Source organism: Polymorphobacter sp. PAMC 29334, from assembly GCF_019431245.1.
Classification (GTDB): Bacteria; Pseudomonadota; Alphaproteobacteria; order Sphingomonadales; family Sphingomonadaceae; genus Polymorphobacter_B; species Polymorphobacter_B megasporae.
Genome location: NZ_CP080243.1, coordinates 1,066,070 through 1,087,235, shown reverse-complemented (window position 1 = coordinate 1,087,235; position 21,166 = coordinate 1,066,070). Strand labels below are relative to the sequence as shown.

18 protein-coding genes are annotated in these 21,166 nt (G+C 64.4%); 5 read left to right on the top strand and 13 right to left on the bottom strand.

The window, feature by feature from the left end; genetic code table 11:
- The first annotated feature begins 73 nt into the window (after nucleotides 1–73).
- Complete coding sequence (gene ftsH / locus KZX46_RS09065) at nucleotides 74–2,008, top strand: ATP-dependent zinc metalloprotease FtsH (protein ID WP_216711012.1); 1,935 nt, start codon at nucleotides 74–76, stop codon at nucleotides 2,006–2,008.
- An 80-nt stretch (nucleotides 2,009–2,088) separates the two neighbouring features.
- On the opposite strand, the gene KZX46_RS09060 is transcribed toward ftsH, so the two are convergent.
- From KZX46_RS09060 to dnaN, 8 genes are all read right to left on the bottom strand, one after another.
- Complete coding sequence (locus KZX46_RS09060) at nucleotides 2,089–2,460, bottom strand: hypothetical protein (protein WP_219776310.1); 372 nt, start codon at nucleotides 2,458–2,460, stop codon at nucleotides 2,089–2,091.
- Nucleotides 2,461–2,951: 491 nt separating this feature from the next.
- A complete protein-coding gene (locus KZX46_RS09055) occupies nucleotides 2,952–4,055 on the bottom strand; it encodes a PEP-CTERM sorting domain-containing protein (protein ID WP_219776309.1) in 1,104 nt (367 codons plus the stop codon).
- A 181-nt stretch (nucleotides 4,056–4,236) separates the two neighbouring features.
- The gene (gene gyrB, locus KZX46_RS09050; RefSeq protein WP_216711033.1) at nucleotides 4,237–6,630 is read right to left on the bottom strand and encodes a DNA topoisomerase (ATP-hydrolyzing) subunit B; all 2,394 of its coding nucleotides are present in this window, start codon (nucleotides 6,628–6,630) and stop codon (nucleotides 4,237–4,239) included.
- Nucleotides 6,631–6,737: 107 nt separating this feature from the next.
- Nucleotides 6,738–7,805 (bottom strand): DNA replication/repair protein RecF, encoded by a 1,068-nt coding sequence (recF, locus tag KZX46_RS09045; protein ID WP_219776308.1) that lies wholly within the window; start codon nucleotides 7,803–7,805, stop codon nucleotides 6,738–6,740.
- Nucleotides 7,806–7,837: 32 nt separating this feature from the next.
- Entirely contained in the window at nucleotides 7,838–9,388 is a 1,551-nt protein-coding gene (locus KZX46_RS09040; protein ID WP_219776307.1) for a cryptochrome/photolyase family protein, read from the bottom strand.
- Between the two features lie 60 nt (nucleotides 9,389–9,448).
- Nucleotides 9,449–10,015 carry a Uma2 family endonuclease gene (locus KZX46_RS09035; protein WP_219776306.1) on the bottom strand — a complete coding sequence of 189 codons (567 nt, stop codon included), beginning with the start codon at nucleotides 10,013–10,015 and terminating at the stop codon, nucleotides 9,449–9,451.
- A gap of 12 nt (nucleotides 10,016–10,027) precedes the next feature.
- Nucleotides 10,028–10,378, bottom strand: coding sequence for an MmcQ/YjbR family DNA-binding protein (locus KZX46_RS09030; RefSeq protein ID WP_216711005.1), 351 nt, complete (start codon nucleotides 10,376–10,378; stop codon nucleotides 10,028–10,030).
- 22 nt (nucleotides 10,379–10,400) lie between these two features.
- Entirely contained in the window at nucleotides 10,401–11,513 is a 1,113-nt protein-coding gene (gene dnaN / locus KZX46_RS09025; protein ID WP_219776305.1) for a DNA polymerase III subunit beta, read from the bottom strand.
- Between the two features lie 179 nt (nucleotides 11,514–11,692).
- Here dnaN and KZX46_RS09020 point away from each other — a divergent pair, with 179 nt between their 5' ends.
- The gene (locus KZX46_RS09020) at nucleotides 11,693–12,610 is read left to right on the top strand and encodes a right-handed parallel beta-helix repeat-containing protein (RefSeq protein ID WP_219776304.1); all 918 of its coding nucleotides are present in this window, start codon (nucleotides 11,693–11,695) and stop codon (nucleotides 12,608–12,610) included.
- A 17-nt stretch (nucleotides 12,611–12,627) separates the two neighbouring features.
- On the opposite strand, the gene KZX46_RS09015 is transcribed toward KZX46_RS09020, so the two are convergent.
- The 3 genes from KZX46_RS09015 to KZX46_RS09005 are packed head-to-tail and all read right to left on the bottom strand — an operon-like array spanning nucleotide 12,628 to nucleotide 15,300.
- Nucleotides 12,628–13,962: an aspartate aminotransferase family protein gene (locus KZX46_RS09015; RefSeq protein ID WP_226896195.1), complete on the bottom strand. Its 1,335-nt coding sequence runs from the start codon at nucleotides 13,960–13,962 to the stop codon at nucleotides 12,628–12,630.
- Nucleotides 13,955–14,593, bottom strand: coding sequence for a 3-oxoacid CoA-transferase subunit B (locus KZX46_RS09010; protein WP_219776303.1), 639 nt, complete (start codon nucleotides 14,591–14,593; stop codon nucleotides 13,955–13,957). Before KZX46_RS09010 ends, KZX46_RS09015 begins: the two co-directional genes overlap by 8 nt.
- Nucleotides 14,593–15,300, bottom strand: a complete 708-nt coding sequence (locus KZX46_RS09005; protein ID WP_216711001.1) for a CoA transferase subunit A — start codon at nucleotides 15,298–15,300, stop codon at nucleotides 14,593–14,595. Before KZX46_RS09005 ends, KZX46_RS09010 begins: the two co-directional genes overlap by 1 nt.
- A gap of 48 nt (nucleotides 15,301–15,348) precedes the next feature.
- Between KZX46_RS09005 and KZX46_RS09000 the strand changes: the two genes are divergently transcribed.
- Complete coding sequence (locus tag KZX46_RS09000) at nucleotides 15,349–15,972, top strand: histidine phosphatase family protein (protein WP_219776302.1); 624 nt, start codon at nucleotides 15,349–15,351, stop codon at nucleotides 15,970–15,972.
- Nucleotides 15,973–16,003: 31 nt separating this feature from the next.
- On the opposite strand, the gene KZX46_RS08995 is transcribed toward KZX46_RS09000, so the two are convergent.
- On the bottom strand, nucleotides 16,004–17,542 hold the full coding sequence (locus tag KZX46_RS08995) for a capsule assembly Wzi family protein (RefSeq protein WP_219776301.1): 1,539 nt from the start codon (nucleotides 17,540–17,542) through the stop codon (nucleotides 16,004–16,006).
- Nucleotides 17,543–17,732: 190 nt separating this feature from the next.
- Here KZX46_RS08995 and KZX46_RS08990 point away from each other — a divergent pair, with 190 nt between their 5' ends.
- On the top strand, nucleotides 17,733–18,017 hold the full coding sequence (locus tag KZX46_RS08990) for a hypothetical protein (RefSeq protein ID WP_219776300.1): 285 nt from the start codon (nucleotides 17,733–17,735) through the stop codon (nucleotides 18,015–18,017).
- Nucleotides 18,018–18,075: 58 nt separating this feature from the next.
- Here KZX46_RS08990 and KZX46_RS08985 read toward each other — a convergent pair whose 3' ends face one another.
- Entirely contained in the window at nucleotides 18,076–18,987 is a 912-nt protein-coding gene (locus tag KZX46_RS08985; RefSeq protein WP_219776299.1) for a YjbF family lipoprotein, read from the bottom strand.
- Between KZX46_RS08985 and KZX46_RS08980 the strand changes: the two genes are divergently transcribed.
- Nucleotides 18,986–21,151 (top strand): YjbH domain-containing protein, encoded by a 2,166-nt coding sequence (locus KZX46_RS08980; protein ID WP_219776298.1) that lies wholly within the window; start codon nucleotides 18,986–18,988, stop codon nucleotides 21,149–21,151. The genes KZX46_RS08985 and KZX46_RS08980 overlap by 2 nt on opposite strands.
- The last annotated feature ends 15 nt before the right edge of the window (nucleotides 21,152–21,166 follow it).

Sequence of the window (21,166 nt, the reverse complement as noted above, 5' to 3'; positions counted from 1 at the left end):
CCGCGAAACGATTGCGCGGGCGCGTAACATGCCTATCTTCGTCGTTCAGCCGCCGAACCGAAAGTGCCGTATTATGGCCGAAAAGCGCCCGCCGAATCCGTGGATCAAGAGCCTTGGCTTGTGGGTCGTCATCCTGCTCGTCCTCGCCGTTGTCGTGACTCTGGTCCAAGGGCCGTCGACCGCGACGGCGACGGGCAAGCTCGGCTATTCGGATTTCCTGACGAAGATCGACGATGGCGCGATCAAATCGGTCGAGATTCGCGGCTCCGAGATCGTCGGCAAGCTGACGACCGACGAAGAATTCACCACGTACAACCCTGGTGACACCCAGCTCGTCCAGCATCTGCGCGAGAAGGGCGTCCGCTTCGACGCGAAGCCCGAGGAAGGCCGCTCGCTGCTCGGTCAGCTGGTCGTCACGATGCTGCCCTTCATCATCATGATCGGCATCTGGATGCTCGTCATGCGCCAGATGCAGAACGGTGCAGGCAAGGGCGCGATGGGCTTCGGCAAGTCGCGCGCCAAACTGCTCCAGCAGAAGGAAGGCCGCGTCACCTTCGACGACGTCGCCGGTATCGACGAGGCGCGCGAGGAGCTCCAGGAGATCGTCGAGTTCCTCAAGGACCCGTCGAAGTTCAACCGCCTCGGCGGCAAGATCCCAAAGGGCGCATTGCTCGTCGGCCCCCCGGGTACCGGCAAGACGCTGCTTGCCCGCGCGATTGCCGGCGAAGCCAACGTTCCGTTCTTCAACATCTCTGGGTCGGACTTCGTCGAAATGTTCGTCGGCGTCGGCGCGAGCCGCGTTCGCGACATGTTCGAGCAAGGCAAGAAGTCGGCACCGTGCATCATCTTCATCGACGAGATCGATGCCGTCGGCCGTAGCCGTGGCGCGGGTCTGGGCGGTGGTAACGACGAGCGCGAGCAGACGCTCAACCAGCTCCTCGTCGAGATGGACGGCTTCGACGGCAACGAAGGGATCATCATCGTCGCGGCGACCAACCGCCCCGACGTCCTCGACCCCGCGCTGCTGCGTCCGGGCCGTTTCGACCGCCAGGTCATCGTGGGTCGTCCCGACATCGAGGGGCGCGAGAAGATCCTCGCGGTCCACATGAAGAAGGTCCCGCTCGCCCCCGACGTCAACGGCCGGGTCATCGCGCGCGGCACCCCGGGTTTTTCGGGTGCCGATCTCGCCAACCTCGTCAACGAGGCGGCGCTGCTGGCAGCCCGTCGGGGCAAGCGGCTCGTCGCGATGCAGGAGTTCGAGGATGCCAAGGACAAGGTCATGATGGGTGCCGAGCGCCGGTCGATGGTCATGACTGACGAAGAAAAGAAGATGACGGCGTATCACGAGGCTGGCCACGCGGTCGTGTCGTGTCACGAGGCCGCGTCGGACCCGATTCACAAGGCGACGATCATCCCGCGCGGCCGTGCCCTCGGCATGGTCATGCGGCTGCCCGAGCGCGACAGCTATTCGTACCATCGCGACAAGATGTACGCCAACCTGTCGGTGTCGATGGGCGGGCGCGTCGCCGAAGAACTGATCTTCGGCCACGATAAGGTGTCGAGCGGCGCGTCGTCAGATATCAGCTATGCGACCGACCTCGCCAAGAACATGGTCACCCAGTGGGGCATGTCCGACAAGCTCGGGCCGCTCAAGTACGGCGACAACCAGGAGGAAGTGTTCCTTGGGCACAGCGTCACCCGGACCCAGAATGTGTCCGAGGAGACCGCAAGGATGATCGATTCCGAGGTCAAGTCGATCGTCACGCACGGCTATGAGCGCGCGAAGCAGGTGCTGAGCGATAACATCGACCAACTTCACGCGCTGGCCGGAGCATTGATCGAGCTCGAGACGCTGTCGGGTGACGAGATCAAGCGCGTGCTGGCGGGTGAGCGGGTCGACCGCAACGACATTCGCTCGACGACCCCGGTGGCGCTCGGTGCCGGGCTGTCGGCGATCCCTAAGACCGGTCGTCGCGGCGGCTTCGGCGAGCCCGCACCGCAGGTCTGATCCGGCGCGCGCGGAGGGTGGTATAGCCACCCTCCACGGCCCGTCTCGCTCGGTGGCGCTCACGTGGCATCGGTGAAAGGTCACACGAAGTTCACACTTTTGGACGTCGTTTTCTGCATCGAGTTAAGTCGCCGGACGAGCCAGCTGTCAAAGCGGGGTTCGGTGGAGCGAATTTCCAGCCGGCTGTTGCCGACGGTCCGCGCGGACCCATAATTCTCGTCGTTCAGCAGCGCCGTCAGGTCACGACCTGCCGTGCTCGTCGAGTCGATTTCGGCCCAGCGTGCCGCAAAATCTGCGGCGCGCGGATTGCGGCGCAGGCGCGAAGCGCTCTCGCGCGACATACCGGCGGCGGTCGCCGCGGTGGCAATACCCGCGCCATTGTTGAGTGCAGCGAGAAAAACTGCTTGCCGAGCTTCGGTCCAGCCATCGTGACGTGCACGCAATGTCGGCATCACAGACAATATCCATTGGGCGACGAGCGCGGATCAGTACCGGATATCGATGATCGGGAAGAAGGGCTCGATTGGATTGCTCCTTCGCAAGCAGGGTCGGGCCTTTCAGCCGCGAGCGTGGTGGCGTCGTGCTGTGGGGCGAATCGGTTCATCCGATGACGCTAGGGGGTCAATGGTCCTGTAGGACAGCGTTTTTTGACCGCAAGGATTCCGCGAACTGAGGGCGGCTGCCGTGGGCGATCGGGCACTCCCCAACTTATCGGCGCATCGCACACGGATGAACCGTTTGGATGAAAGTTGCACAGAGAGGGTGTATTGCAGCCCGAACTATAATCATTCGCTCCGACGCTCGTCTGCGCGAATTCGAGCTTGCATCGGCCGTGCCATCCCCAGCCAAGGGCGCCAGCCAAGCCACAAACCACAAAAAAAACGCGCACCGGAGTGCGCGTTTTCTCGAAGAACCCGCGCCATGCGGCGCGGTTGAAGGCTATTTACGCCGTCACGCTCGTCGCGCGGTGACGGCGGCGGGTCTGGAAACCGACCATGCCGAAGCCAACGACGAGGAGACCCCACATGGCGGGCTCAGGTACGAGCGCGACGAGCGGCGTCGGGTCTGAAGCGAACTGGGTCGACCCCGACGACGTGAAGCTCTTGAGCGAGCTCTTCGAGTTCGAAACGCCGACCCCGCCCCCGATTGCATTCATGTTGAACGTGGCATCGGTGTGCACGACATTGGTGAAGTTGAGGAACGCGCTGTCGTTGAAGGTCACGCTGTTCCCCGCAGCCGACGATGCGAGGATGCTCGCCGTCGACCCGTTGAGCAACGCACCGATGCCGGCACCGCTGAAGCTACCGCTCAGGAAAACGTCACCGACGCTGACATGATAGTTGCCGATGTTGAAGGCGGTTGCCGACAGGAACTGGAATGTTCCTGTCAGGAGCGGCTGGGTCAGGAACGTGCCGAAGCCGGGGATCGTGGTTGAGGTCGCCTGGGTCGACGACGTCGCGGTCAGCGTGAAGTAAGAGGCCTTGCTGTTAACCGAACTCGCCAGCGCGTTGTTCAAGAAGCTGAAGTTCGTGAGGGTCGACCCGGCATAGGTTCCGGTCGAAACGTTCGAGATGTTCGAAAGCACACCGGCGTTTCCGCTTAGCTTATGAACGACGGACGCCCCCGCCGTGGTCGCGACATACGCCGGAACAGTCTTGGTTGCGGTCCCGGTGCCGGCCGTACCCGCGGCGGTAACCTTGTAGGAATAGCCCGCAGTCGTCGTCGAGGTGTAGGCCGACGTCGTCGTCGTGCCGTCGGGGTTATTCGTCGTCACCGCAGGATGGACAACAGTCACCGCCTTGACGGTGATCGTCTTGCCGACCTGTGCAGCGGTATAGGTGCCGTGGATCGTAGCCGGAGCTACAGCGGAGTGTGACACCGTCGTCGCGGCATTGCTGGTGTCGGTGTAGGTGTCCTGGTTGGTGTAGCCGATGCTGTTCGTCGTCGCATCGGACGCGGCGAAGATCGTCAGCGCGGCCGAGGCCGGCGTCGTGATCGCGAGCGCTGCAGCGAGCGCGGCAAGTGAGGCGGCGGTGGTGCGGTTCATCAAAATTCTCCGGGAACTGATCTTTGGTGCTCTCCCGGAGAATATGAGCAAGGACCGTGCCAACACGTTACGATAACGTAACGTGTTGATTTAGTACGATTGCGTAACGACGTGTCCCGCTATCCGTTTCGGTGGTGTAAAGAATCCCGACAGTTTTCGAAGAGCCATTTGAATGGCTCTATCAAACGTCGAGGTTTGCCACCGACAGGGCGTTGTCCTGGATGAAGGCGCGACGCGGTTCGACGACCTCCCCCATGAGCGTTTCGAAGGTCAGATTTGCCCCTTCGAGGTCGTCGGCGGTGACACGCAACAGTGCGCGCGCCTGCGGGTCGAGCGTCGTTTCCCACAGCTGTTCAGCGTTCATCTCGCCGAGCCCCTTGTAGCGCTGAATGCTCAGCCCCTTGCGCCCGGCGTCGAGGACCGCGTCGAGCAATTCGGACGGGCGGCGGACGATACGCTCGCCGAGCTTTGCCGGGGCGGCGTAGGTTGCCGCCTCCTCCGACCCCAGGGCGTGGAGCTTGCGCGCCTCCGCCGAGGCGAGCAGCGCGGGATCGACGATATAATGGTCGGTGACGCCGCGGAGCGCCCGGCTGAGATGATAACCGCCGTCGACTGCGGGTTCGGCAACCCAGCCCTGGACGTCGTCGGTCAGGTCGAGCCATGCCGCGGTCCGCGATGCGGCGGCGGCGAGCCCGGCGCGGTCGAGATCGGGAGCGAGGCCGCCGGTCAACGCCAAGGCCTCGATAACGCGCGGGTCGTAGCGCTGCGGGACATAGGTCATCAACGTCTTGAGGCGGCGCGCGTGTTCGGTCAGCGCGCGCAGGTCGTCACCGCCGCGCCGTTCGCCGCTCGATGTTTCGAGGAGCAGTCCGTTGAGGCCGCTGTCGACGAGATAGTCGTCGAGCGCGGGATTGTCCTTGAGATAGACCTCCGACCGGCCGCGGCTGACCTTATAGAGCGGCGGCTGGGCGATGTAGAGATAACCGCCATGGATCAGCTCGGGCATCTGGCGGTAGAAGAACGTCAGCAGCAGCGTCCGGATATGCGCGCCGTCGACGTCGGCGTCGGTCATGATGACGACCTTGTGATAGCGCAGTTTCTCGATCTTGAACTCATCGCGGCCGATGCCGCAGCCGAGCGCCTGGATCATCGTCCCGATCTCGCGGCTCGACAGCATCCGGTCGAAGCGCGCGCGCTCGACGTTGAGGATCTTGCCGCGCAACGGCAGAATCGCCTGATACGCACGGTTGCGCCCCTGCTTCGCCGAGCCGCCCGCCGAGTCACCCTCGACGAGGAACAGCTCGGACTTGGCGGGGTCGCGCTCCTGGCAGTCGGCGAGCTTGCCGGGCAGTGAGGCGATGTCGAGCGCGCCCTTGCGCCGAGTCAAGTCGCGCGCCTTCTTCGCGGCTTCGCGCGCGGCGGCGGCGTCGATGATCTTCGAGATGATCGTCTTGGCGTGGTTGGGGTTTTCCTCGAGCCACTCGGCAAGCTTGTCGGCGATCAGCGCTTCGAGCGGCTGGCGGACTTCGGAGCTGACGAGCTTGTCCTTAGTCTGGCTGCTGAACTTGGGGTCGGGCAGCTTGACCGAGATGATCGCGGTCAGCCCTTCGCGCATGTCGTCGCCGGTCAGCGTCACCTTCTCCTTCTTCAACACGCCCGACTTCTCGGCGTACGTGTTGAGGGTGCGGGTCAGCGCCGCGCGGAACGCCGCGAGATGGGTACCGCCATCACGCTGCGGGATGTTGTTGGTGAAGCAAAGGACCTGCTCGTAATACGAGTCGTTCCATTCGAGCGCGACGTCAATCGAAATGTCGTCGCGCTCGCCGTGAATCGCGACCGGCGCGGGGATCAGCGAGGTCTTCGACTTGTCGAGATAGGCGACGAACGCGGCGATCCCACCCTCGTAATACAGCTCGGTGGTGACGTGTTCGGCGTGGCGCGCGTCGGTCAGGAACAGCCGGACGCCCGAGTTGAGGAAGGCGAGTTCGCGGAAGCGGTGCTCTAGCTTGGCGAAGTCGAACTCGACGATCTTGAAGGTGACGGGCGACGGCAGGAAGGTCACCTCGGTGCCGCGGCGGTCGCCTTGCGGCCCGACGATTGCGAGCGGCGCCTGCGGGTCGCCGTTCTTGAACGTCATGCTGTGCTCGTGGCCCTCGCGCCAGATGCGGAGGATGAGATATTCGGACAAGGCATTGACGACGCTGACGCCGACGCCGTGAAGGCCGCCCGAAACCTTGTACGCGTTCTCGTCCGAATTGTTGAACTTGCCGCCCGCGTGGAGCTGGGTCATCACGAGTTCGGCGGCGCTGACGCCTTCTTCGGAGTGGATGCCGGTCGGGATGCCACGGCCGTTGTCGGCGACGGTGACGCTGCCGTCGGCGTTGAGGCGAATGTCGATCCGGTCGCAATAGCCGGCGAGGGCTTCGTCGATCGCATTGTCGCTGACTTCGAAGACCATATGGTGGAGGCCCGAGCCGTCGTCGGTATCGCCGATGTACATGCCGGGTCGCTTGCGGACTGCGTCGAGACCGCGGAGGACCTGGATCGAATCCGCGCCGTAATCGGCCTCGGCCATGTTGGTTTCGTCGGACAAATGTGAACCCTTAACGCTGCGAGAACCGCGCGGAACTGTCACATCCATATAGGGACTCCCGCGCGCGTACGCGAGGCCAAAGCACAGGCCTACTGAGCGACGATCCCGTGCGCGATGACGAGGCGCTGGGCGTCCAGCCCGGCGAACAATTCCGCCTCGGTGCCGGTCAGCCAGACCTGCCCGCCGCCCGCCGCGAGCCGGTCGAACAATGCGCCGCGGCGCGCGGGATCCAAGTGCGCGGCAACCTCGTCGAGGAGGAGGATCGGCGGGCGTCCGGTCCGGCTCGCAACAAGCCCGGCATGGGCGAGGACGAGGCCGAGGAGGAGTGCCTTCTGCTCGCCGGTCGAACTGCGCGCGGCGGGCTGCGCCTTGGCGGCGTTGGTCACGATCAGGTCGGCGCGGTGCGGCCCGGCGGTTGCGCGCCCGGCGGCGGCATCGACGGCGCGGTTGCGCGCGAGCGTGGCGGCGAGATCGGGGCTCGCTTGCATGTCGAGGGTCACGGTCGCGCGGGGAAAGTCCCCAGGGGCGACAGCGAGCGCGTCACCGAGCGCGGCGACTGTCGCCTCGCGGGCGCGGGCGACCGCTGCACCATGCTCGGCCATCGCCCGCTCGAGCCCCGCGAGCCACACCGGGTCGGCGGAGAGTTCGCCGGTCAGCAATCGGGTCCGGGCGCGCATCGCCGCGTCGTAGCGCGTGACCTCGCCGCCGTGGCCCGGTTCGAGCGCGAGGACGAGGCGGTCGAGAAAACGGCGGCGCGCGCTCGCGGTATCGACGAACAGCCGATCCATCGCCGGGGTCAGCCACAGCACGCCGAGCCACTCGCCCAGCCGCGCAATCGGCGCCGCCGCGCCGTTGATCCGCACCACTCGCCGGTCAGGAGCAGCGGCATCGGTGCCCGTGCCGATCTGGACCGCGCCGCCGGGTGCCGCGACTTCGGCGGCAATGGTCCAACCGCCCGGGCCGTCGGAGCGCGCGGCGTCCGATAACGCGACGCCGCGAAGGCCGCGCCCAGGCGACAGCAATGAAACCGCGTCGAGCAGATTGGTCTTGCCCTGCCCATTGTCGCCGGTGATGACGATCGCGCGGGGTTTGAGCGCAATGTCCGCCGCCACATGCGAGCGAAAGTCGGTCAGCGTCAGGCGGGCGATCGTCGACATTGCCAAAGACCTAGGGCCGCGACCCTAGCAAGTCACTCCGCCACCGCCCATCCCCGCGCCGCCGGCGGGAGCGTCGCCATGAACGCTGCCGCGCTCGCGCGGGTCGCCGCCTGCCGCTCAGGGCCGAGCCGGTCCCAGCCGTCGTACATCCGCCACAGCCGCGAATTGCCTTTAAGCAGCTCGCGGTGGCGCGCGAGGAAATCCCAGTAGAGTGCGTTGAACGGGCAGGCGTCGGGGCCGGTCTTCTGCTTGACGTCGTAGCGGCACCGTCCGCAATGGTCGCTCATCCGGTCGATGTACGCGCCGCCGCCGGCGTAAGGCTTAGACCCGAGCAAGCCGCCGTCGGCAAACTGGCTCATGCCGTGGACGTTAGGCAGCTCGACCCATTCGTACGCATCGGCATAAACGACGAGGAACCAGTCCTCGATCTGCGCCGGCTCGACCCCGATCAGCATCGCGAAATTGCCGAGAACCATCAGCCGCTGGATGTGGTGGTTGTAGGCGTGCGCGCGGACCTGTGCGACCGATTGAGCGATGCAGCGCAGGTCGGTGTCGCCGGTCCAGTAGAATTCGGGAAGGTCGCGGGTCGCACCGAGGGCGTTGGAGTCTTTATACTCCGGGCCGGCGTGCCAGTAGATGCCGCGGACATATTCGCGCCAGCCGATGACCTGGCGGACGAAGCCCTCCACCGCGTTGAGCGGCGCGTCGCCACGCGCGAAGGCATCGGCGGCGGCATGGGCGACTTCGTGCGCGGTCAGCAGTCCGCAGTTGAGGTAAGGCGATAGGATGGCGTGGTAGAGAAACGCCTGCCCCTCGACGATCGCATCCTGATAATCACCGAAGCGGGGCAGCGCGACGGTAATGAAATGGTCGAGCGCGACGAGCGCCTGCGCGCGGGTGACGGCGAAGCCGAAGGGGTCGAGATCGCCGAAGTGATCGCCGAAGCGCCGCCCGACGAGGTCGAGCACCTCGCGCGTGATCGCATCGGGTTCGAACTCGGGCGGGGCCGGGTAGTTGAGCCCGCGCGGCGGCACCTTGCGATTGTCGGCGTCGAAGTTCCAGCGCGTGCCGATTGGCTTGCCGAACGCCATCAGCAGCCCCGTCCGCTTGCGCATCTCGCGGTAGAAATCTTCCATGATCAACCGCTTGCGCGCTGCGGCCCATTCGGCGAAGTCGGCGCGGCTGCACAGGAAGCGGTCATCAGGCAGGACCTCGACCGGCACGCCGAAGCGCGCCGCCCAGCCGTCGATCATCGCCGCGACCCGCCATTCGCCCGATTCGACGATGCGGATGCTGGTTGCGTGGTGCCGCTCGATCGCCCGCCCAACCTCGCCGGTGAAGCTGCCGGTGTTGCCATCGTCGTCGAGCTTCACATAGTCGACCGTCCAGCCGGCTGCGCGCAACTCGTCGGCAAAGTGCCGCATCGCCGACAGGATCAGCGCGATCTTCTTCTTGTGGTGGCGAACGTACGCCGCCTCGTCGGCGACCTCGACCATCAGCACGACCGCCTCAGCTGGGCCGTCACGAACCGATACGAGGCCGTGGCTAAGCTGGTCTCCGAGGACCGGAATGAGCGTCGTCATCGCCGCTTTACACGGGAGCCCGCTGCACCGGTCAACGCGGGCGAACGTCGCGGATGAGGTTCAGCTTAGATCAAAGATGTCAGCATGCGCGAGAGTCAGCTGCGGCTTTTTGAGAATGAGATCGATCCCGGCGGCGGGGAGCCGGTGCAGCCAGTTTTCGCCATCGAGCCGCTCGTGCACCTCGATCGTCTTGGCCACCGGATCGACCAGCACGATCGCCTCGACGGTCGCGATCGACTTGTATTCGAGTATTTTTACGGCGCGATCCTCGACCACGATCTCCGGTGAAAGAACCTCCAGCACAATACTGGGATAGCGGAATGACTGCGTCACATCAGGATCGAGCTCAAGATCGCGCGGGTCGCCATACACCGTGACGTCTGGATAGCGCAGCGTAGTGTCGCTCAGCCACAAGCCGACACCGAAGTTAAATGTTCGATGAGGCGTCCCGCGAAACAGCTGCATAAGCAATATCAGAATGTTGCCCGACACGATCGCATGGGCCGCCGATAAGCCAGTTACCGAACGAACGTGCCCGTCGACCAATTCGTAACGACCGCCGACGCCCTCATAGGCGTTGAGGAACTGGTCGACCGTCATCGTTGCGTCGGACGAGTGCGCAAGCATCGATCGCCTCCGTCAGCCTATCCCAGTGTCCGCACTCGTCGCCCGCGACCGCCGCAGCTTCGCGCTCGCCAACCCGCCCCACGCGCGTTCGACCAGCCCGGCGATCTGTTCGGGATCGGCCTCGGCCAGCCGGACGAGCAGGACCGGATACCCATCATAGTGCGGCGTCGTGTGGAACACGTCGGACTGGGTCTCGATTAGCGCGTCGCGCACGCCGTCTTCGACCTTGAGCACCATATCGCCGTCCTCGCGCAGCCGCGCGAGCAGCTTGCCCGCGACCTTGAGCGCCGGGGTGCCGTACGATGTGCCGAGCGCGACGCCGGGAAGCGGCAGCGCGATCGCGGCGATGTCGTCGAACGTCATCGCCGCGCAACCGTGCGCGGAATCAAACCCGCATCGGCATTAGGACGTACAGCGCCTCGCTGGCGTCATTGACCCGGATCAGCGTCGGCGCGGCGGCGTCGGCGAGGTGGACTTCGACAAGATCGCTGTCGACCTGGTCGAGAATGTCGAGGAGGTAACGGTAGTTGAAGCCGACCTCGAATTCGGGCGCGCTGTAGTCGGCGGGAATTTCCTCCGATGCGGTGCCGTTCTCGGGACTGGTGACCGACAGCGTGACCTTGTCGTGGCCGAGCGCGATCTTCACCGCGCGGGTCTTCTCGGTCGTCGCGATCGCGGCGACACGGTCGACGCCCTGCGACAAGCTTTTGCGATCGATCCGCAGCAGCCGGTCGTTTGCGGTCGGAATGACGCGGCTGTAATCGGGGAAGGTGCCGTCGATCAGTTTCGAAGTCAGCACCGCGCCCGCCAGCTTGAAGCGGATCTTCGACGCCGACAACGACACCTCGACCTCGCCGTCGACCTCGTCGAGCAGCTTGCGGATTTCGGCAACGCACTTCCGCGGGACGATGACGTCGGGCATCCCCTTTGCGCCTTCGGGCATATCGAACTCGATCCGCGCGAGGCGGTGGCCGTCGGTCGCGACTGCGCGCAGCTTGGGCTCGGCGCCGTCGATGACGTGGAGGAAGATGCCGTTGAGATAATAGCGCGTTTCCTCGGTCGAGATCGCGAAGCGCGTGCCGTCGATGATCGTCCGCAATGTCTCGGCGGGCAATGTGAACACCGTCGGCAGGTCGGTTTCGGCGATCACCGGGAAGTCGTCGCGCGGCAGCGTCGCGAGGTTCGAGCGATAGCGGTCGGCGGTGACCGTCATCTTGTCGCCGACAACGGTCAGTTCGACCTGCGCGCCTTCGGGCAGCTTGCGCGCGATGTCGAACAGCGTGTGCGCGCTGACCGTCGTCGCCCCCGGCGAGGCGACATGCGCGGCGATCGTCTCGACGACCTGGAGATCGAGGTCGGTCGCCATCAGGCGCAACCCGTCGTCCTTGGCTTCGATCAGCACATTCGACAGGATCGGAATCGTGTTGCGCCGCTCGACCACCGATTGGACGTGCGCGAGGCATTTTAGCAGTGTCGCGCGTTCAACCGTCGCCTTCATTCAAATGCCCTTGTGATTGCAGTCCGCCCCGTCAGTGCGCGCGACTATAGCGGTTGGCGCGGTATCGGGTAGCGGGAAAGTCACCATCGCGGCGGCGCTCGTCGTCGAGGTTACACCGCAGGGCCGGCGCTGCTAGGATGTCTTGCCGGTGTCCTGCCCGTCCGGCCACGGAGCCAATCATGTCATTGCTTACGCTGTCCATACCAAAGCCGTTCGATTTCCTGCGGCCCGCGCTCGCGGCGGCCGCAATCGCGCTGTCGGCATGCGGCGGTCATGCGGCGACGACGACGGCGACTCCCGAGACTGCAAAAGCCGTGATCGACGCCGCCAAGGGCGGCGACACGATCACGCTCGCCCCCGGCGACTACGCGCCGATGCGGATCGACAAGCATGTTTGGGCGCCGCCGCTGACGATCGAAGCGAGTGCGGCCCGGCTTGCGCAGGTCGCATTCAACGACGTTTCCGGGGTCGTCTGGCACGGCGGCACATTCGATGGAAAGGATACGACCCACACCGGCTGGAGCGCCGGGACTAGCGATCATGTTACGATTGACGGAGCGACATTCCGCCATTTCACCCGCAACGGGATCATCATCGGCAAGGTCAGTGACGCCCGGATCACGAACAACACCATCACCGATTCAGGGTCCGACGGCATCGACATCGCCGAGTCACGCCGCGTTTTGATCGATCACAACGAGTGCCGCGATACCCTGCCGACCCCCGGCGCGCACCCGGACTGCATCCAATTATGGTCGCGCCCGACGTCGCCCCCGGTGGCCGACATCACGATCACCAACAACAAGGCCAGCGGCGATACCCAGGGCATCACGATGTTCAACCACATCCGCGGCGGCGTCGACGACGGCGGGTTCGACCGGGTCCGCGTCGAGAATAATACGATCGCGATCAAGGAGTGGCACGGCATCGCGATGTACAGTTGCCGTGAATGCGTCATCCGCAACAACCGCGTCGATACGATCCCGAACGGCAGGATCAAGGCGTGGATCAAGAGCGCCGATAGCGACGGTGTCAAAGCCTGCGGCAACGTCGCGACCGCATGGTCGAGAAGCGTGGACAAGCGCTGTTCGGAGTGATCCGCCGACGGGCGTAATCAGTCGAGCGCGTCGAGCAGACCCCCGATTCGGCTGAACATCTCGTCGATCTGCTCCTCGCTGGCGATCAGCGGCGGCGACAACGCGATGATATCGCCGGTGACGCGCACCAGCAGCCCCGAATCGAAGGCGCGGTGGAACAGCTCCATCGCCCGCGCTCCCGGTGCGCCGTCGCGCGGGCGCAATTCGATCCCAGCGACGAGGCCTAGGCTGCGGATGTCGATGACATGGGGCTTGTCGCGCAGGGCGTGCACCGCGGCAGCAAAATACGGCGCAAGCCCTGCGGCGCGCGCGAACAGATCGTCGCTAACATACAGGTCGAGCGTCGCGATGGCGGCGGCGCAGGCGAGCGGATGCGCCGAATAGGTGTAGCCGTGGAACAGTTCGATCCCTGCCGGGCCATCTTCGACGAGCGCGCGGTGGATGAATTCGGCAGCGACCACCGCTCCCATCGGCACCGTCGCATTGGTCAGCCCCTTGGCGCAGGCGATCAGGTCCGGGGTGACACCGAAGTAATCCGCCGCCGTCGCTGCGCCGAGGCGGCCGAACGCGGTAATAACTTCGTCGAAGATCAGCAGGATGCCATGCTTCGTCGCAATTGCGCGCAGGCGTTCGAGGTAGCCGGCGGGCGGCACCAGCACCCCGGTCGATCCGGCGAGCGGCTCGACGATGACCGCAGCAATCGTCTCCGCGCCGTGGAGCCCGAGCATCCGTTCGAGGTCGTCGGCAAGATCGGCACCGTGCGGCGGCTGGCCGATGCTGAACGCGTTCTCCGGAATATGCGTGTGGCGAAGATGATCGACCCCACCGAGCGAGCCGAATACGCGGCGGTTGTTGACGATCCCGCCGACCGAAATGCCGCCGAAGCCGACGCCGTGATAGCCGCGTTCGCGCCCGATCAGCCGGGTCCGCGTGCCCTGCCCGATCGACCGCTGGTACGCGAGCGCGATCTTGAGCGCGGTATCGACCGCTTCCGACCCCGAATTGCAGAAGAAGACATGGTCGAGCTTCGCCGGGAACATCAGCGCGAGCTTCGACGCGGCGGTGAACGCCAGCGGGTGGCCGAGCTGGAACACCGGCGCGAAGTCCATCACCCCGGCCTGCTCGCGAATCGCCGCGGTGATCTCGGCGCGCCCATGCCCGGCGTTGACGCACCACAGCCCAGCGGTCCCGTCGAGCAACCGCTCGCCACGATCGGTCCAGTAATACATGCCCTCGGCACGCGCGAGCAGTCGCGGCTGCGCCTTGAACGCCTTGTTCGATGTAAACGGCATCCAGAACGCGTCGAGCGCATTCGGCGCGACCGCGGAGGACGCGCCGGTCGAATCAAGCAATGAAATGCGCCCCCGTCCGCGCGCGGACCTCGTCGGCGGTCACCCCGGCCGCACATTCGACCAGCCGGAATGGCGCGCCCTTGCGGTCGGCACGCTCGAACACCGCGAGGTCGGTGATCAGCACGTCGACGACGTTCGACCCCGTCAGCGGCAGGGTGCACGCCTCGCAGAACTTGAAGCCGCCGGTCTTGTCGTTGTGCTCCATCATCACGACGATCCGCCGCGCCCCGGCGACGAGATCCATCGCCCCGCCCATTCCCTTGACCATCTTGCCCGGAATCATCCAGTTGGCGAGGTCGCCGTTGGCCGCGACTTCCATCGCGCCAAGAATCGACAGGTCCATGTGCCCGCCGCGAATCATCGCGAACGAATCGGCCGAGCTGAAATAGCTCGTCCGCCGCAGCTCGGTGATCGTCTGCTTGCCGGCGTTGATGAGATCGGCGTCTTCCTCGCCCGAGATCGGAAACGGCCCCATCCCCAGCATGCCGTTTTCCGACTGGAGGGTGATGTCGATTCCCGGCTCGATATGGTTCGCCACCAGCGTCGGCATGCCGATGCCGAGATTGACGTAAAAGCCGTCCTGCAATTCCCTCGCGGCTCGCGCCGCCATCTCATCCCGCGTCCACGCCATCAGACCGGCTCCCTTTGGCGCACGGTTCGCTGCTCGATCCGCTTCTCGAAATCATGCCCGAGAACGACGCGCTGGACATAGACCGATGGTGTGTGGATGCCGTCGGGGTCGAGGCTGCCCGCGTCGACAAGCTCCTCGACCTCGGCAACCGTCACGCGCCCTGCGGTCGCGGCATTCGGGTTAAAGTTGCGCGCGGTCTTGCGGTAGACGAGATTGCCGTAGGGATCACTGCGCCACGCATGGACAATCGCGAGGTCGGCGACGATGCCGGTTTCGAGGATGTACGTCTCCCCGGCGAAATCCTTGTGTTCCTTACCCTCGGCGATCTTCGTGCCGACCCCGGTCCTGGTGTAGAATCCCGGGATCCCCGCCCCTCCCGCACGAATGCGTTCGGCAAGCGTCCCCTGCGGGCTGAATTCGAGCTCGAGCTCGCCAGCGAGATATTGCCGCTCGAACTCCTTATTCTCACCGACGTACGACGAGATCATCTTCTTCACCTGCCGCGAATGGAGCAGCACCCCGAGGCCAAAGCCGTCGACGCCGGCGTTGTTCGAGACGATGGTGAGGTCCTTGACCCCGCTGACGCGGATCGCCTCGATCAGTTTCTCGGGGATACCGCACAAGCCGAAGCCGCCTGCGACGATGGTCATTCCGTCGAACAGCAGCCCATCGAGCGCGGTCGCGGTGCTTTCGTAGATCTTACCCATGGCCGATGCCGCTAGCCCGCCGCGCGCGCTTTGGCTAGAGCATCAACCATGCTGCTGTACCTCGCCCGCCACGCCGAGACCGTCTATAATGCAGGCGCCCGCATGCAGGGTCACATGGCGCACACGCCGCTGACCCGCGCCGGCATCGCCCAGGCCGAGGCAATGGGCGCCGCGCTCGCCAGCCACTTCGGCCCGGGCGCCGACATCGATATCTGGGCCTCACCCGCAGGCCGCACGCTCCAGACCGTCGCGATCGTCGCCGAGCATCTCGGCCGCGACTTCTTCGGTATCCGCTCCGACCCGCGCCTGCTCGAGATCGACGTCGGCCGCTGGGAAGGCCGCCGTTACGCCGACATCATCGCCGAGCAAGGCCCGATCGTCTGCCCCGACGTCAGGGCGTTCAACGTTGAACCACCGGGCGGCGAGTATTATCCCGCAATTGCGACGCGGCTGAAGGACTGGCTCGGCGAACTCGCTCCGGCGCGGGTCGCGCTGGTCATCAGCCACGGCATCACGCTGAGGGTATTGCGCGGGCTGCTGGCCGGCGGAACCGCTTTCGAGGGCGTAATGCTTGCTGATGATGCGCCGCAGGGGACGGTGTTTCGAATCGAGGACGGGGTGCAGACCGCGCTCCATGTCGGCGCGGGTGTGAGCGGCGCGCGCGGGGTCTGAGAGCCTGCTCGCGCAATCGATCTCGAACGTCTCAGAATCGCTCGCGTAGGCCGACTTCGACCTGCGCCCGCCCTGCCCGCCGCCCCGGGGTCCCCGGCGAATCGGTCTGGTAGCGTGTTTCGACCCTGACATCGCCGAAGCGGGTCGGCCATTCGACGCCCGCCGTCCCGATCGCGAACTTCTCCGAATCCGGCGAGATGCGGTTGCCGACGGTGCCCGAGTACAGCCCATACGGCCCGGTCGAGACCCCCGAAATTCCGGTGATATTGAGGTGGACGACGTTGACCGATCCGTACCAGCGCCGATTTCGCCGATCGGTGACCGACAGTGACGCGACGAGATTGCGGCTATCGCCGTCGGTCCAGTAGCCGATCGGGCGGCCCTTATAAGTAAAGCCGTCGAGGTAGAGCGTATTATTGTAGAATGATCCCGGATACGTTGTCCCGCCCGGCTGGAGCGGCGTACCGCTCAGGATTTGCGCGGCAAGCGTGTCGGCATATTCGACGCTCGCCTGCCAATTCGCGCCGCGATGACCCCACGGTCCGGACCATGTCGTCCCGATCTGGCGACCGAACTGCTTGAGGACGACGTTGTTGAAGTTTTCGGCTTCAGTCTCGACGTAGATCTTTCCGGCGATGGCGCCGAACCGGCGGGTGTAGCTGATGTCAAAACCGGCAAGTTGATTGCCCGGCTGACGGATATAATCGCTTCGGCTATTCCCGTCGCTGCCCGCACCGATGAACGAGTTGGCGATCTGGTGAAATCCGCATGGCCGCCCCTCGCCACACAGCTGCTGGGCTCGATTGAGCCCGACCTCGACGCCCTTCGCCGGTTGGAAGCTGACGCGCGTGCCGATGTTGACGCTGTTGCGAAAGTCTCGTTTGCCGTCGAGTACGCCGACGAAGAAATCGAATCGGAATGGGCCGAACCAGCGAAGGATTGGCGCGTCGAACGCGCTCGGCATCAACTTCTTGATGCCGATTTTCGGAAACGGACGCGCGTCATTCGAATATAAAAGTGCTCCGTCGTGTCCGGGGCCGAACCAGACCGGCGTATAACCACCATAGATTGCGACGTTGCCGACCGTCACTGCAACCTGGTTCGGCTCGAAATTATATCGCTGCCCCGAGCGCGCGGACCGCGCGCCAATGCCGGCATCGATGCTGAGCGCTCCGAAGTTCAGTTCACCGCGAACCGCGGCGTCGACGTTGCCGCGGGCAGCATCACCGAAAGCGCGATGAATTTCTGTGCCGCTCGTCACGTCGATCCGCGCATCCACCGATGTGCGTTGGGCGGCGAGATCGCTGAGCCGCTCGAGCCGCGCGACCGCGGCGGCAAGATAGGGATCGAGCGTGCGCCCGTCCCGCGCGGCATCGAGGCCGCCGTCGATCTGAACCCATGGCAACGGCCATGAATCGACGGGGCCCCGGATGATGCCTGCCGCCTTGAGCAGATCGACATCTTGTCGCAGCTGGACATCGCCCGCATCGGCGAACGGCCCCGCGCTAGCCGCTGCCGGATACAGAGCGGTCGCGAGCGCGGTAGCAATCAAACCGACACGTAACTTCACGAAAGCCCCCGCCAACCGACGATTGATATCGACCGGCGGCCGCTTTCGCAGGGACAGGCTGTTTCGTCGAGGCCACAGGTAGCAAAAGAATTTCAAGGCGCACCAAAGCGATGAACTTTGTGCTTGAGCGCGTGTTTCAATAGGCTAGAAGCGCAATCACGCTTTGTCGGCATCGGATATGGAGAGAATGATGAACTTATTGTTAAAGGCTGCAGTTGGTTCGCTCCTGCTGGTGCAGACTGCTGGTGCTTTCGCTCAGACCGGCACCGCTGCTGGTGCTGAGGTCGCTTCGGATCACTCGCAGCGCAACCTGTACGGCGGCATCCTCGTCGGTGGCATTCTCGTCGCGGTTGCCGCAGTCGCCGCGACCGGTGGCAATGACGGCCTCGCCGACACCAGCACCCCGGTCGTGCCCCCGGTAACGACCACGCCTGTATCGACCGCTACGACCACGACGGCTACGAGCACCCGTTAATCTCTAGAGCTTCCGAAGCCGCGGCACCAATCGGTGCCGCGGCTTCTCTGTACCTGCGCTACGTCTGCGCAGGGTATTTCAGGATTTCGATGTTGACTGACTGGACGGTTGGCAGGGCCTCCTGCCGGCTCTTGAAGCAGGCACCGTCGGCATCGATCCAATAGCTATTGATAAAGCGCGTCCTGCTGTTGGCAATCACCGCCTCGTCGATCCGGTGAAGTTGCATTGCGGTGCCCAGGATTTTGACCTGTGCCAGTCCGGCATCGTGGAATGTCGAGCGAAGGTGGACGGTCGCATCCGCCCGGCGCGATACGACGGTGGTGCGGTCCAGCGTCATGCCGATGAGGCTTCGGGGATCCGTCGCCCAGCCGGGGCCGAAATCAGTCCGTACAAGGTCAACCTCGGTCCCGACGGTCGCCACGATGAACGGACCGTATGTCGTGATCGATTGCTTGTCAGCGGTGTACCACGTCAGGCGGTTATCCGGGTCGAACGAGCCAAGAACGACGAGATCCCGCGAATGACCATCGATCCAGAACAGCATCGATGCGTACGGCAGGCTATTGGCATAGGCTCGCGTATCGCTGTCGCCGCCACCGGGGTGATAGCCGGTGATCGTCCCGTAGAATGCGGACCCCTTCCGAAGACCCGCGCACGACGCGAGCAAGCCGGCACCCACACCGGCGACGATATGCCGGCGATTTAAACGTTCGACCATCAGCGGCTCCACTCGCGCCCAACAAACCTGCTCGCCAAAACCACCACGTGATAGTAGCGCGCTCGTGCGCCGGGCTATATGGGTTCGGCGAAGCGTTGGAAAGCGGGCGGGAGTTTTAGCGATTGTGATCGATGCCCGTTTAACGTCGCCGCGCCGGTTATCGTTGAGACATAAGAGAATTCGGCTTCGCAGCGCGATGTTGGGCGGCGCCGCTTCGATGATCGCAACGGTGTCGCCCGCCACAGCAGCCATGTTCGACCCTTATCCCGTTCCCGCGTTGACCGATGATTTCGGCGGGGTCGGTCTGATCCAGACCCCGACCGCACGGTTTTCTCCCGATGGCCAGCTGAGCGCCGGATATAACGAGGTCGCGCCGTACGACCGCTACTTCGTGACGTTGCAGGCGACGTCGTGGCTTGAAGCAACGTTGCGCTACACCTCGGTCCGCAACCGGCTCTATTCGGACGTTCCCGCATTCAGCGGCAATCAGAGCTACAAGGATCGCGGCTTCGATCTCAAGCTCAAGCTGCTCGGCGAAGGGCGCATCCGTCCGGCCATCGCCTTCGGCTTGCGCGATTTTGTCGGGACCGGGCTGTTCAGCTCCGAATATCTGGTGGCGAACAAATCGTTCGGGCCGTTCGACGCGAGCTTCGGCATCGGCTGGGGCAATCTTGCGACGCGAGGGCCGATCCGTAATCCATTCACTTATATCTCGAGCAGCTTCGACAACCGGCCTACCTTCAGCGGCGGCGGTGGCGAGTTCAACAACACATATTTCAAGGGCCGGCGTGCGGGCCTCTTCGGCGGAATCCAATACGCGACACCGATACGCGGCCTGTCGCTCAAGGTCGAATATGACCCGAATAACTATCAATCGGAAGCGCTCGGCAACCGCTTGCGCGATCGCGCACCGGTCAATGCCGCGCTCGATTACCGGGTGTTCTCGTGGTTGCACGCGGCGGCGAGCTTCGAGCGCGGCGACAAGGTCGGCCTGACCTTCACCGCGACGACGAATTTCAATCGCCAGACCGAAGCTCCCAAGTACGATCCGCCGGCGCCGCCGATCGGCGTGGACGCCCAACCCACGCCCCCGACCGTTCTTTCCGCACCGCCGCCTGCGCAGAAGCTGGCGGCGGAGAGTCCGGTGATGCCGTCCGCCACCCCGACGCGCGCGCCGGCACCGGTTGCGCCGGTGCTGACCAGTGACGGAGCGCGGGTCCAGGCAGCGCTTTCAACGCAGGGCGCAACGCTGTTCGCCGCTAACTTCAGCGGCAATTCTGCCGAATTGTTCGTGACGCAGAACCGTTTCCTCAATGTCGCGACCGGCCTCGGGCGGGTCGCTCGGGCAGCCTATTCGGTGCTGCCAGCCAAGTTCACCTCGCTTACAATCGTCTTCGTCGAGAACGGCCTGCGAATCATGGCGGTCACAGTGCCGCGCGAAGGGCTGATCGAAGCGGTCAACGCGCGGCGGGGAGAGCCGGTCGACGCGCTGCTCAAGCAGACCGAATTCGCTCCTCCGCCAGCCGGCCTCGATAACGCCGAATATCAGGGTGATGTCCGCAAGGCCTATCCGCATTTTTATTACGCGTTGCGTCCTGGCCTCAAGACGACGTTCGGGCGCCCCGAGGCATTCGTGCTCTATGACGCCTTTGCGGCGTTCAACGGCGGCCTGTCGATCAGCCGCGGCCTCGGCATCGACGGCCAGTTTACGCTCAACCTTGCCGATAACTTCGATCGGCTGCGACTTCAGTCTGACAGCTCGCTACCGCACGTCCGTACCGACATCGCCCAGTATTTGAGCAAGGGCAAAACTGCGATCACTCATCTCCAAGCCGACTATAATTTCAACATTGCCCCGAACCTCTACGGCCATGCCTACGGCGGCCTGCTCGAGGAGATGTTCGCCGGCGTCGGCGGTGAGGTGCTGTGGCGACCGTATAATTCGAGCTTCGCGCTCGGCATCGAAGGGGCGTATGTCGCCCAGCGCGGTTACGACCAACTGTTCGATCTGCGCCAGTACCGGACGTTCACTGGCTTCGTCTCGGCGTACTACACCTTGCCGGGCAATCATGTTGACGCGTCGGTGAAGGTCGGGCGCTATCTTGCACGTGATTTCGGAGCGACCTTTGAATTGTCGCGACGCTTCGAATCGGGAGTCCGCGTCGGTGCTTTCGCGACGTTTACCAATATCTCGGCAGCGCGTTTCGGCGAGGGCAGCTTCGACAAGGGCTTCTATTTGTCGATCCCGCTCGATCTGCTTTACACGCGTCATGTTCGCAGCAGTATCGGCGTCGAATATCGACCGTTGATTCGCGACGGCGGCGCGCAGTTGATCGTTCGTCAGCCTTTGATCGGTACGACCGACGCAATGCGCGAGGGAAACTTCGATCGCGACTGGGATGGACTGACGAATTAGCCTGCGGAGACCATA

What these genes read in the sequence shown, in the direction of transcription:
- ftsH (WP_216711012.1), top strand. Translation starts at nt 74, where the DNA reads ATGGCCGAAAAGCGCCCGCCGAATCCGTGGATCAAGAGCCTTGGCTTG.
- KZX46_RS09060 (WP_219776310.1), bottom strand. Translation starts at nt 2,460, where the DNA reads ATGCCGACATTGCGTGCACGTCACGATGGCTGGACCGAAGCTCGGCAA.
- KZX46_RS09055 (WP_219776309.1), bottom strand. Translation starts at nt 4,055, where the DNA reads ATGAACCGCACCACCGCCGCCTCACTTGCCGCGCTCGCTGCAGCGCTC.
- gyrB (WP_216711033.1), bottom strand. Translation starts at nt 6,630, where the DNA reads ATGGCCGAGGCCGATTACGGCGCGGATTCGATCCAGGTCCTCCGCGGT.
- recF (WP_219776308.1), bottom strand. Translation starts at nt 7,805, where the DNA reads ATGTCGACGATCGCCCGCCTGACGCTGACCGACTTTCGCTCGCATGTG.
- KZX46_RS09040 (WP_219776307.1), bottom strand. Translation starts at nt 9,388, where the DNA reads ATGACGACGCTCATTCCGGTCCTCGGAGACCAGCTTAGCCACGGCCTC.
- KZX46_RS09035 (WP_219776306.1), bottom strand. Translation starts at nt 10,015, where the DNA reads ATGCTTGCGCACTCGTCCGACGCAACGATGACGGTCGACCAGTTCCTC.
- KZX46_RS09030 (WP_216711005.1), bottom strand. Translation starts at nt 10,378, where the DNA reads ATGACGTTCGACGACATCGCCGCGATCGCGCTGCCGCTTCCCGGCGTC.
- dnaN (WP_219776305.1), bottom strand. Translation starts at nt 11,513, where the DNA reads ATGAAGGCGACGGTTGAACGCGCGACACTGCTAAAATGCCTCGCGCAC.
- KZX46_RS09020 (WP_219776304.1), top strand. Translation starts at nt 11,693, where the DNA reads ATGTCATTGCTTACGCTGTCCATACCAAAGCCGTTCGATTTCCTGCGG.
- KZX46_RS09010 (WP_219776303.1), bottom strand. Translation starts at nt 14,593, where the DNA reads ATGGCGTGGACGCGGGATGAGATGGCGGCGCGAGCCGCGAGGGAATTG.
- KZX46_RS09005 (WP_216711001.1), bottom strand. Translation starts at nt 15,300, where the DNA reads ATGGGTAAGATCTACGAAAGCACCGCGACCGCGCTCGATGGGCTGCTG.
- KZX46_RS09000 (WP_219776302.1), top strand. Translation starts at nt 15,349, where the DNA reads ATGCTGCTGTACCTCGCCCGCCACGCCGAGACCGTCTATAATGCAGGC.
- KZX46_RS08990 (WP_219776300.1), top strand. Translation starts at nt 17,733, where the DNA reads ATGAACTTATTGTTAAAGGCTGCAGTTGGTTCGCTCCTGCTGGTGCAG.
- KZX46_RS08980 (WP_219776298.1), top strand. Translation starts at nt 18,986, where the DNA reads ATGTTCGACCCTTATCCCGTTCCCGCGTTGACCGATGATTTCGGCGGG.
- KZX46_RS08985 (WP_219776299.1), bottom strand. Translation starts at nt 18,987, where the DNA reads ATGGCTGCTGTGGCGGGCGACACCGTTGCGATCATCGAAGCGGCGCCG.